Annotated in this window: 8 protein-coding genes; all 8 read left to right on the top strand. The window is 40.1% G+C overall.

What is annotated here, in order from left to right; genetic code table 11:
- Positions 1 to 21: 21 nt before the first annotated feature.
- The 8 genes from RYL77_RS04815 to glgA all read left to right on the top strand — a co-directional run bounded on the left by RYL77_RS04815 (position 22) and on the right by glgA (position 12524).
- The gene (locus RYL77_RS04815; protein WP_315010261.1) at positions 22 to 885 is read left to right on the top strand and encodes a MutR family transcriptional regulator; all 864 of its coding nucleotides are present in this window, start codon (positions 22 to 24) and stop codon (positions 883 to 885) included.
- A 79-nt stretch (positions 886 to 964) separates the two neighbouring features.
- Complete coding sequence (locus RYL77_RS04820; protein WP_315010249.1) at positions 965 to 2143, top strand: MFS transporter; 1179 nt, start codon at positions 965 to 967, stop codon at positions 2141 to 2143.
- A gap of 92 nt (positions 2144 to 2235) precedes the next feature.
- Positions 2236 to 4194, top strand: a complete 1959-nt coding sequence (gene ligA / locus RYL77_RS04825; protein WP_315010251.1) for an NAD-dependent DNA ligase LigA — start codon at positions 2236 to 2238, stop codon at positions 4192 to 4194.
- A gap of 112 nt (positions 4195 to 4306) precedes the next feature.
- Entirely contained in the window at positions 4307 to 6586 is a 2280-nt protein-coding gene (gene pulA, locus RYL77_RS04830) for a type I pullulanase (RefSeq protein ID WP_315010253.1), read from the top strand.
- Between the two features lie 318 nt (positions 6587 to 6904).
- Entirely contained in the window at positions 6905 to 8833 is a 1929-nt protein-coding gene (gene glgB, locus RYL77_RS04835) for a 1,4-alpha-glucan branching protein GlgB (protein WP_315010254.1), read from the top strand.
- On the top strand, positions 8823 to 9965 hold the full coding sequence (locus RYL77_RS04840) for a glucose-1-phosphate adenylyltransferase (protein ID WP_000787283.1): 1143 nt from the start codon (positions 8823 to 8825) through the stop codon (positions 9963 to 9965). The genes glgB and RYL77_RS04840 overlap by 11 nt, the downstream gene beginning before the upstream one ends.
- Positions 9955 to 11094, top strand: coding sequence for a glucose-1-phosphate adenylyltransferase subunit GlgD (gene glgD, locus RYL77_RS04845; RefSeq protein ID WP_315010256.1), 1140 nt, complete (start codon positions 9955 to 9957; stop codon positions 11092 to 11094). Before RYL77_RS04840 ends, glgD begins: the two co-directional genes overlap by 11 nt.
- On the top strand, positions 11091 to 12524 hold the full coding sequence (gene glgA, locus RYL77_RS04850; protein WP_315010258.1) for a glycogen synthase GlgA: 1434 nt from the start codon (positions 11091 to 11093) through the stop codon (positions 12522 to 12524). The genes glgD and glgA overlap by 4 nt, the downstream gene beginning before the upstream one ends.
- Positions 12525 to 12614: the final 90 nt, after the last annotated feature.

Consider the following 12614-nt stretch of genomic DNA (forward strand, 5'->3'; position numbering starts at 1 on the left):
TTTTTAAAAAGGTAATAAATGATGGAACATCTTGGAAAAGTATTTCGTGAATTTCGGACAAGTGGAAATTATTCTTTAAAGGAGGCTGCAGGCGAGTCCTGTTCAACTTCTCAGTTATCTCGCTTTGAGCTTGGGGAGTCTGACCTAGCAGTCTCACGTTTCTTTGAGATTTTGGATAACATTCATGTAACAATCGAAAATTTCATGGATAAGGCTAGGGATTTCCATAATCATGAACATGTTGCCATGATGGGACAAATTGTACCTCTTTACTACTCAAATGATATTGCAGGTTTTCAAAAGCTTCAAAGAGAACAACTTGAAAAGGCTAAGAGTTCGACAAATCCCCTTTATTTTGAGCTGAACTGGATTTTGCTACAAGGTCTGATTTGTCAAAGAGATTCGAGTTATCATATGAAGCAGGATGATTTGGATAAGGTAGCAGATTATCTCTTCAAAACAGAAGAATGGACCATGTATGAGTTGATTCTTTTCGGGAACCTCTATAGTTTCTACGATGTGGACTATGTCACTCGAATTGGAAGAGAAGTTATGGAGAGGGAGGAATTTTACCAAGAGATTGGTCGCCATAAGAGATTAGTGTTGATTTTGGCCCTCAATTGTTACCAGCATTGTTTAGAGCATCTTTCTTTTGACAATGCAAGCTATTTTGAGACTTATACAGAGAAGATTATTGGTAAAGGGATTAAACTGTATGAGCGTAATATTTTCCATTATCTAAAAGGCTTTGCCTTGTACCAAAAAGGACAGTGTAAAGAAGGTTGTAGCAAAATGCAAGAGGCCATGCATATTTTTGATGTGCTAGGTCTCCCAGAGCAAGTAGCCTACTATCAAGAACACTACGAAAAATTTGTCAAAGATTAATTTTCCCAAATAAGGGAAAAAGAAAAAAGCTCCTTTCGATTTTGATACAATAGTTTCAAAATTTGAGAGGAGTTTTTATATGAATCGCTATGCAGTACAGTTGATTAGTCGCGGAGCTGTTAACAAGATAGGGAATATGCTCTATGATTATGGAAATAGTGTCTGGTTGGCTTCCATGGGGACTATCGGGCAGACTGTTTTAGGAATGTATCAGATTTCTGAACTCGTCACATCTATTCTCGTAAATCCTTTTGGCGGAGTCATTTCAGACCGTTTTTCTCGTCGTAGGATTTTAATGGCGACGGATCTTGTTTGTGGGATTCTTTGTCTGGCTATTTCTTTCATAAGGAATGATAGCTGGATGATTGGGGCTTTGATTTTTGCCAATATTGTGCAGGCTATTGCTTTTGCCTTTTCTAGACCTGCAAATAAGGCCATTATCACAGAATTGGTAGAGAAGGATGAACTGGTCCTCTACAATTCTCGTTTGGAGTTGGTGATGCAGGTTGTCAGTGTGAGTTCTCCTGTGCTTTCTTTTCTGGTTTTACAATTTGCAAGTCTTCGCATTACCTTGGTATTAGATGCCCTTAGTTTTTTCCTCGCTTTTGGCTTGGTAGCCTTGCTTCCAAAGAAAGAAGAGAAGACTATGGGTGAGAAGAAACTTACATTCAAAGTTATTTTTTCTGATATCAAGGAGGGAGTTCGCTATATTGTGAAGCAAAAGGAAATCTTCTTTTTGTTAGTCATGGCTTCAAGTGTCAATTTTTTCTTCGCAGCCTTTAATTATCTCCTTCCTTTTTCAAATCAGCTCTATGGAGTTCAAGGTGCCTATGCCACTATTTTAACTATGGGGGCTATCGGATCTATTGTTGGGGCGCTGTTAGCTAGTAAGATTAAAGCCAGTATGGAAATGCTTCTGTTTTTATTGGCTCTGACTGGACTTGGAGTGATGATAATGGGTTTCACCCTCCCCTCCTATCTTGCTTTTTCAGGAAATTTCATTTGTGAACTATTTATGACGATGTTCAATATTCACTTTTTTACTCAGGTACAAACCAAGGTTGAAGGGGAATATCTGGGAAGAGTTCTCAGTTCGATTTATACCTTAGCTATACTTTTTATGCCCCTAGCAACAGGTTTAATGACCTTGCTTCCAAGTATCCATATTTATTCTTTCTTAATTATAGGACTTGGAGTTGTAGTCTTATCTTTCTTAGCTCTCGGATATGTTCGAACTCATTTTGAAAAAGAGACATAAGTTTGCTTGGACTTCAAAAATAATTCCAATCTAAGTGTTTTTTCCGCCCTTCTCGTTTGTGAGGAGGGCTTAGTTTATGGTAAAATGGTCTTATGAATAAAAGAATGAATGAGTTAGTCGCCTTGCTCAATCGCTATGCGACTGAGTACTATACCAGCGATAATCCCTCGGTTTCAGACAGTGAGTATGACCGCCTTTACCGTGAGTTGGTTGAGTTAGAAACTACCTATCCAGATCAAGTGCTAGCAGACAGTCCTACCCATCGTGTTGGTGGCAAGGTTTTAGATGGTTTTGAAAAATACAGTCATCAGTATCCTCTTTATAGTTTGCAGGATGCTTTTTCACGTGAGGAGCTTGAAGCTTTTGATGCGCGTGTTCGTAAGGAAGTGGCTCATCCAACCTATATTTGTGAGTTGAAAATTGATGGCTTATCTATCTCGCTGACTTATGAAAAGGGGATTCTAGTTGCAGGTGCAACACGTGGGGACGGTTCTGTTGGGGAGAATATCACGGAAAACCTCAAGCGTGTTAAGGACATTCCTTTGATTTTGCCAGAAGAACTAGATATCACAGTTCGTGGGGAGTGTTACATGCCACGCGCTTCTTTTGACCAGGTCAACCAAGCTCGCCAAGAAAATGGAGAGACTGAATTTGCCAATCCTCGTAATGCAGCGGCAGGAACCTTGCGTCAGTTGGATACAGCAGTAGTTGCCAAGCGTAATCTTGCGACTTTCCTCTATCAAGAAGCCAGCCCTTCAACTCGTGATAGTCAAGAAAAGGTTTTGAAGCACCTTGAACAACTAGGTTTTGTGGTCAATCCTAAGCGAATCTTGGCTGAAAATATAGATGAAATCTGGGATTTTATTCAAAAAGTAGGACAGGAACGGGAAAACCTGCCTTATGATATCGATGGAGTGGTAATCAAGGTAAACGACCTAGCAAGCCAAGAAGAACTTGGTTTTACCGTTAAGGCTCCAAAGTGGGCAGTAGCCTACAAGTTTCCTGCTGAGGAAAAAGAAGCTAAACTCTTATCAGTTGATTGGACAGTTGGCCGTACGGGTGTTGTAACTCCGACTGCCAATCTGACACCTGTTCAGCTTGCTGGTACAACTGTTAGTCGTGCTACCCTGCACAATGTGGATTATATTGCTGAAAAAGATATCCGCAAAGATGATACAGTTATCGTCTATAAGGCTGGAGACATCATCCCTGCCGTTTTACGTGTGGTAGAGTCCAAACGGCTTTCTGAAGAGAAACTAGATATTCCAACAAACTGCCCAAGTTGTGACTCTGACTTGTTGCATTTCGAAGATGAAGTGGCCCTGCGTTGTATCAATCCACGTTGCCCTGCTCAAATCATGGAAGGTTTGATCCACTTTGCTTCTCGAGATGCTATGAATATTACAGGACTTGGTCCATCTATTGTTGAGAAGCTTTTTGCTGCTAATCTGGTTAAGGATGTTGCGGATATTTATCGTTTGAAAGAAGAAGATTTCCTCCTTTTAGAGGGGGTCAAGGAAAAGTCCGCTTCTAAACTGTATCAAGCCATCCAAGCATCTAAGGAAAATTCTGCTGAAAAACTCTTGTTTGGTTTGGGGATTCGTCATGTCGGAAGTAAGGCCAGTCAGCTCTTACTCCAACATTTCCATTCAATCGAAAATCTGGCTCAGGCAGATCCAGAGGAAGTGGCTAGTATTGAGAGTCTGGGTGGTGTGATTGCCAAGAGTCTTCAGACTTACTTTGCTACAGAAGGCTCTGAAATTCTCCTAAGAGAATTGAAAGAAGCTGGGGTCAATCTGGACTATAAAGGTCAGACTGTAGTGGCAGATGCGGCCTTGTCAGGTTTGACAGTTGTATTGACTGGAAAATTGGAACGACTCAAGCGCTCAGAAGCTAAAAGCAAACTCGAAAGTCTAGGTGCCAAGGTAACAGGCAGCGTTTCTAAAAAGACCGACCTCGTCGTTGCAGGAGCAGATGCTGGAAGTAAACTGCAAAAAGCACAAGAACTTGGTATCGAAGTTCGAGATGAAGCTTGGCTAGAAAGCTTGTAATAATCGTTTAAAATAAGAGTTTAGATAATATAACTATGTTTGTTAGTCGTGACAAAATTGGTCAAGAATTTATTAGTGAAACAGAAACAAATTAAAAAAGGAAAAATAAAAAATGTTTAATTACCCTATGCGCATTCATTACCATCGCAAGAATGGAGAATACGACACTTGCTCCTTTGTAAAAAGTCAGGATCAACGAATTGATTTGCTGACCTACAAAGAAGATTATTTTGGCGCCTTATTTAGTTTTGAACACCCAAGTTCCCATGCCTTAGAAAGCTTAAATTTTGTGGTTCATACAGGACAAACCAGTAAAGAATATGCAATCCGTTTCAATCACTACCCTCTTTTAACAGAGGTCTGGATTTTGGAAGGGGATGATAGGATTTATTATTCTGAAAATCCTGCTATTGCCAGTCCTTTCTATAAAAATCAAAATCCTTTCGCTTTCGATAAAGCTATTAATAGCGCTAGTTTTGACCATCATTGGGGTTATCAGGGTGAACTAGGTTGCCAAGTAGAGGACAATCAGGCTCATTTTTCCCTTTGGGCTCCAACAGCGACAGAAGTGCAGGTTTTCGTTTATGAATCAGCTACTAATGATGCACCTGTTTGGAAGACTTTTGATATGGAGAGAGGCAATAGCTACTCTTATAATCATAAAGATAATACAATCGGTGTTTGGAGTTTGGATGTTGAGGAAGATTTGACTGGTAAGGCTTATCAGTATCAAGTCCAATTCCCTCATCATCAAAGTCTTACTCGCGACCCGTACACCATTGCGACCAGTCCCGATGGCAAACGTTCAGCTATCCTGAGTCATGAAGAAAAGCAAGTTGAAAACTTTGAGGTTAAGCACGGTTCTGATGCTACTTGGCGCTTGGCAAATCCATGTAAGGCAGTTATTTGTGAAATGCACATTCGTGATTTGACCAAATCACCGACCTCAGGTGTGGATGAACATCTTCGAGGAACTTTCTTGGGTGCTGCTCAGACTGGAACGGTTAACCAGTACGGCCAGTCAACTGCTTTTGATTACATCAAGAAGTTGGGCTACAATTATGTTCAGTTGCAACCAATTGCAGACCGTCACAAAGAATATGATGCGGATGGGAATGCAACCTACAACTGGGGTTATGACCCACAAAACTATAACGCACCAGAAACCAGCCTTTCAACTAATCCAGATGATCCAGCTCAGGTCATTCGTGATTTGAAGACCATGGTTCAAGCTTATCATGATGCGGGTATTGGTGTCATTATGGACGTGGTCTATAACCATACCTTCTCAGTTGTTGATGCACCTTTCCAAACAACAGTCCCTGATTACTATTACCGTATGAATCCAGATGGTACCTTCCAGAATGGAACGGGTGTTGGAAATGAAACTGCCAGTGAACACGAAATGTTCCGCAAGTATATGATTGATTCTCTTCTATACTGGGTGCAAGAATATAATATTGACGGCTTCCGTTTTGACTTGATGGGGATTCATGATGTTAAGACCATGCAGATGATTCGCCAGAGCTTGGATGAAATCGATCCAAACATTATCCTCTATGGAGAAGGATGGGATATGGGTACAGGTCTTGCCCCATATGATAAGGCTAAGAAAGACAATGCCTACCAGATGCCAAATATCGGTTTCTTTAATGACAATCAGCGTGATGCTGTTAAAGGTGGAGAAGTTTATGGTGCTATCAAGTCAGGTTTTGTCAGTGGTGCTGCGACAGAGCCAATTCTTGCCAAAGCAATCCTAGGCAGTCGTGAATTAGGAACCTATACACATCCAAATCAAGTACTTAACTATGTGGAAGCCCATGACAATTACAATCTTCACGATTTATTGGCAACTCTTCATCCAGACCAAAGTTCAGAGCAAATCATGCGCAAGGTCGAAACTGCCACAGCCATGAATCTGCTCATGCAAGGGATGGCCTTTATGGAAATCGGTCAAGAATTTGGTCGTACCAAACTAGTTGCGACTGGTGAAAATGGTGAGTTGACCCATGATGATAGAGAGCGTGCTATGAATAGCTATAATGCTCCAGACAGTGTGAACCAAGTAAACTGGGACTTGATTAATGAGCGCCAAGACAGTATTGAATTTATTCGTCAGATGATTCGATTGAAGACAGAAACCAGTGCCTTTTCTTACCCTACTTATGAAGAAATTTACCATCATGTCTTTGTTCATTCAGCCCACGAACATAGTGGTTGGATTGTCTATGAGATTCATGGGGAAGAACACTTATTAGTTGTCTTTAATGCTAAAGGGCAAGACTTCCAGTTTGAAAATGCTGGAAATCTAGAACTCTTGGTGACCAACAGCCATTTAGCTGATAAAGACACGGTTGGTGGCGTTAGCGCCAGCGTCTTTAAAGTTTTGTAGAATTTTACAATTTAAATGCATTTACAGTGATTTATCTCTTAAAAACAATAAAATCAGGAAATTCATCTCCTGATTTATTTTTTTACTTAAAATTATTTTTTTTGTTAGCAAAATAACGAACTTTATGATAGTATTGTAAAAAAACAATTCGTTTTCAAAGTGTTTCTGAAAATTTCTTGATTTACAAGTGAATACATCAGTGAATTTGTTGAAGGCTTTCAAAAGAATTTTTAGCAAATATAGTAATTTACTTGAATCTTATCTAAAAAGATAGTATAATAAAACTATAGAAAACGCTTACAAAAAATAGGAGGGTGTATGGATAGGAAAAAAGCTTTAGAAACTTTTATGACAGGTGAGAATTTTCACCTCCAGCACTATCTGGGAGCGCATAGGGAAGAAAAAGCTGGTGAGTCTGGCTATACTTTCCGAGTTTGGGCACCCAATGCTCAGGCAGTTCACTTGGTAGGGGATTTCACCAATTGGGTTGAAAATCAAATTCCGATGGAACGGAATGAATTTGGAGTTTGGGAAGTCTTTACCAGCCTTGCTCAAGAAGAACAAATTTATAAGTATCATATCACACGTGCAAATGGTCATCAGCTGATGAAGATTGATCCTTTGGCTGTACGGTATGAGGCACGACCTGGGACTGGTGCTATTTTAACAGATATTCCAGAAAAGAAATGGAAGGATGGACTTTGGTTAGCTCGTAGAAAACGCTTGAGCTTTGAAGAGCGTCCTGTCAATATTTATGAGGTCCACGCTGGGTCATGGAAGAGAAATCCTGATGGCACACCTTATAGTTTTACTCAATTGAAAGATGAACTCATTCCTTACTTGGTTGAGATGAACTATACTCACATTGAGTTTATGCCCTTGATGTCCCACCCTCTCGGTTTGAGTTGGGGCTATCAGCTTATGGGTTACTTTGCTTTAGAGCATGCCTATGGTCGTCCTGAAGAGCTTCAAGATTTTGTTGAGGAATGTCACTTAAACAATATAGGCGTTATTGTAGACTGGGTACCTGGTCACTTCACTATTAATGATGATGCTTTAGCCTATTATGATGGGACGCCTACTTTTGAATACCAAGACCATAATAAGGCTCATAACTACGGTTGGGGAGCACTCAATTTTGACCTTGGAAAGAATGAAGTCCAGTCTTTCTTGATTTCTAGTATTAAGTTTTGGATTGACTTTTACCATCTAGATGGTATTCGTGTGGATGCGGTTAGCAACATGCTCTATCTTGACTACGATGATGCTCCATGGACACCTAATAAAGATGGTGGTAATCTCAACTACGAGGGATATTATTTCCTTCAACGTTTGAATGATGTCATTAAACAAGCTCATCCAGATGTGATGATGATTGCAGAAGAAAGCTCATCTGCAACACAGATTACTGACACCAAGGATTCAGATGGTCTTGGCTTTGATTATAAATGGAATATGGGTTGGATGAATGATATCCTCCGATTCTACGAAGAAGATCCGATTTATCGTAAATACGACTTTAACCTGGTGACTTTCAGCTTTATGTATGTCTTCAAGGAGAATTATCTCCTACCATTCTCGCATGACGAAGTGGTTCATGGAAAGAAGAGTATGATGCACAAGATGTGGGGAGATCGCTACAATCAATTCGCAGGCTTGCGCAATCTCTACACTTACCAAATTTGTCACCCAGGTAAAAAATTGCTCTTCATGGGTAGTGAATATGGGCAATTCCTAGAATGGAAATCTGAAGAACAGTTGGAATGGTCTAATATAGAAGATCCAATGAATGCTAAGATGAAGTATTTCACTTCTCAGCTAAACCAGTTTTACAAAGACCACCGCTGTCTGTGGGAAATTGATACCAGCTATGATGGTATTGAAATCATTGATGCGGATAATCGAGACCAGAGTGTTCTGTCCTTCATCCGTAAGGGTAAAAAGGGCGACATGTTAGTCTGTGTCTTTAATATGGCACCTGTTGAACGAAAAGATTTTACAATCGGCCTTCCTGTTGCAGGTATTTATCAGGAAGTATGGAATACTGAGTTAGAAGAGTGGGGAGGTGTCTGGAAAGAACACAATCAAACTGTTCAAACGCAAGAAGGACTATGGAAGGATTATGAGCAGACCTTGACTTTTACCTTACCTGCTATGGGAGCTAGTGTATGGAAAATCAAGCGTCGCTTGAAATCTGATAAAACTGTCACAAGTAAAAACCAAAAAGGAGTAGAAAATGAAGAATGAAATGTTAGCTTTGATTCTTGCTGGTGGGCAAGGAACTCGTCTCGGTAAACTTACTCAAAGCATCGCAAAACCAGCTGTGCAATTTGGTGGGCGCTACCGTATCATTGACTTTGCTCTTTCAAACTGTGCCAACTCAGGCATCAACAATGTTGGAGTCATTACACAGTATCAACCACTTGCTCTCAACAATCATATTGGAAATGGTTCAAGTTGGGGTCTAGATGGGATTAATTCTGGTGTCTCTATCCTTCAACCTTATTCTGCAAGTGAAGGAAATCGTTGGTTTGAGGGGACTAGTCACGCTATTTACCAAAATATTGATTATATCGACAGTGTCAATCCTGAGTATGTTTTGATTCTTTCGGGTGACCATATCTATAAGATGGATTATGATGCCATGCTCCAGTCTCATAAGGATAATAATGCCAGCCTGACAGTAGCTGTTCTTGATGTTCCTCTTAAAGAAGCAAGTCGTTTTGGTATCATGAATACCGATGCTAACAATCGTATTGTAGAATTTGAAGAAAAACCAGCTCAACCTAAATCTACAAAGGCTTCTATGGGGATTTACATTTTTGATTGGCAACGTCTGCGCAATATGTTAGTAGCTGCTGAAAAGAGCAATGTGGATATGTCAGACTTCGGTAAAAATGTCATTCCAAATTACCTTGAGTCAGGTGAAAGTGTCTATGCTTACGAATTTAATGGTTACTGGAAAGATGTTGGTACTATTGAGTCGCTTTGGGAAGCGAACATGGAGTACATTTCTCCAGAAAATGCCTTGGATAGCCGTAACCGTCAATGGAAGATTTACTCAAGAAACTTAATTTCACCACCAAACTTCCTTGGTGCCAATGCTCATGTGGAAGACTCATTAGTTGTAGACGGATGTTTTGTTGATGGAACGGTTAAACATTCTATCCTTTCGACAGGGGCGCAAGTTCGTGAAGGTGCAGAAGTTGTTGATTCAGTTATCATGAGTGGAGCTATTATTGGACACGGGGCTAAAATCAAACGTGCTATTATTGGTGAAGGTGCAGTTATTTCTGATGGTGTCGAAATTGATGGAACAGAAGAAGTACAAGTTGTAGGATATAATGAAGTAGTGGGGGTAGCAACAGATGAAGATTGATAAATATTCTGCCATTTTAGGAAACACAGTTGGTTTTCATGATATGTCAACATTGACAGACCACCGTCCAGTAGCTAGTTTGCCATTTGGCGGTAAATATCGTTTGATTGACTTCCCACTCTCAAGTCTTGCCAATGCTGGTGTTCGCAGTGTTTTTGGTATTTTTCAGCAGGATAATATTAGTTCTGTTTTTGACCATATCCGTTCAGGGCGTGAGTGGGGCTTGTCCACTCTTCTTAGTCACTATTATCTAGGGATTTATAATACACGCGTTGAGAGTAGTACAGTAGGAAAAGAATATTACCAACAGTTGCTCACTTATTTAAAACGCTCTGGGTCAAACCAAACAGTTTCACTCAACTGTGATGTTTTGATTAACATTGATTTGAACCAAGTGTTTCACCTTCATAACACAACGAAGGGGCCTATTACAGTTGTCTATAAGAAACTTCCTAAGAAAGATATTTCAGAAGTAAACGCAATCTTGGAAGTAGATGAAACAGACCATGTTCGTTCTCATAAACTATTTGATAGTAAATCAACAGATGAAGTTTATAATATGTCCACAGATATTTTTGTCGTTGATACACCGTGGTTGATTGAACGTTTGGAAGAAGAATCTAAAAAAGAACATCCAGAGAAATTGCGCTATGTTTTACGGGATTTAGCTGCCAAAGAAGGGGCTTTTGCCTACGAGTACACAGGCTACCTTGCAAATATTCACTCTGTAGAGTCTTATTACCAAGCTAATAAAGATATGCTTGAATCTCAAAAATTCTACTCTCTCTTTACTCCAAACCAAAAAATTTATACAAAGGTTAAGAATGAAGAACCAACTTACTATGCCAATACATCTAAGGTAAGTACTTCTCAGTTTGCTTCTGGTAGTATCATTGAAGGTCAAGTGGCTAATTCTGTTCTATCACGTAATATTCATGTCCATAAGGATAGCTTGGTTAAAGATAGCCTGCTCTTCCCTCGTGTTGTTATTGGAGAAGGAGCTCAGGTAGAATATGCTATCTTGGACAAGGGTGTTGAAGTTGAGCCTGGTGTTGTGATTCGAGGCACTGCAGAACATCCAGTTGTCGTTAAGAAAGGTAGCAAAGTAATAGAGGATATTCATTCATGAAAATTTTATTTGTAGCAGCAGAGGGTGCCCCCTTTTCAAAAACAGGTGGTTTGGGAGATGTCATTGGTGCTCTTCCCAAATCACTAGTAAAAGCGGGACATGAAGTGGCAGTTGTTTTACCCTACTATGACATGGTAGAGGCTAAGTTTGGAAATCAGATTGAAGATGTTCTTCATTTTGAGGTGAATGTTGGTTGGCGCAGACAGTACTGTGGAATTAAGAAAACAGTACTAAATGGTGTGACCTTCTACTTTATTGACAACCAATATTATTTCTTCCGTGGCCATGTTTACGGTGATTTTGACGATGGGGAACGCTTTGCCTTTTTCCAACTCTCTGCTATTGAGGCTATGGAAAGAATTGACTTTATCCCTGACCTTCTCCATGTTCATGATTACCATACAGCCATGATACCATTCTTGTTAAAGGAAAAATACCGTTGGATTCAAGCTTATCAAGGAATTAAAACTGTTTTAACCATTCATAATTTGGAATTCCAAGGACAATTCTCAGAAGGAATGTTATGGGATTTGTTTGGAGTTGGCTTTGAACGTTACGCTGATGGCACCCTTCGCTGGAACAACTGTCTGAACTGGATGAAGGCAGGTATTCTCTATGCTGACCGTGTTTCAACCGTTTCGCCTAGCTATGCTTATGAGATTATGACCAGTCAGTTCGGATGTAACTTGGATCAGATTCTTCGAATGGAGTCTGGTAAAGTTTCTGGTATCGTGAATGGGATTGATGCTGATCTGTATAATCCTCAGACGGATGCCCTATTAGATTATCATTTTAATCAGGACGATTTGTCTGGAAAAGCCCAGAATAAGGCAAAATTACAAGAGAGAGTTGGCTTGCCAGTTAGAGCTGACGTTCCACTGGTGGGAATTGTTTCTCGTTTGACACGTCAAAAAGGTTTTGATGTGGTGGTTGAAAGTCTGCACCATATCTTGCAAAATGATGTTCAGATTGTTCTTTTGGGAACTGGCGATCCAGCATTTGAAGGGGCTTTCTCATGGTTTGCTCAGATTTACCCAGACAAGCTATCAGCAAATATCACTTTTGATGTCAAACTTGCTCAAGAAATCTACGCTGCTTGTGACCTCTTCCTCATGCCAAGTCGTTTTGAACCATGTGGCTTGTCTCAAATGATGGCTATGCGTTACGGAACCTTGCCATTGGTCCATGAAGTTGGTGGCTTGCGAGATACAGTTCGCGCTTTCAATCCAATCGAAGGAAGCGGTACTGGCTTTAGCTTTGACAACCTATCTCCTTATTGGTTAAATTGGACTTTCCAAACAGCTTTGGACTTGTATAGAAACCATCCTGATGTTTGGAGAAATTTACAAAAACAAGCTATGGAGTGTGATTTCTCATGGGATACAGCTTGCAAGTCATATCTTGACTTGTACCATAGTTTAGTTAATTAATAGATAAAATCGTATGATGACTTCATACGATTTTTAGGTACGACGGGCATGTCGTACATCTGAGGTGTAAGTCCTCCGTGGGCACCCGCT

Source organism: uncultured Streptococcus sp. (genome assembly GCF_963516515.1).
Lineage (GTDB): Bacteria > Bacillota > Bacilli > Lactobacillales > Streptococcaceae > Streptococcus.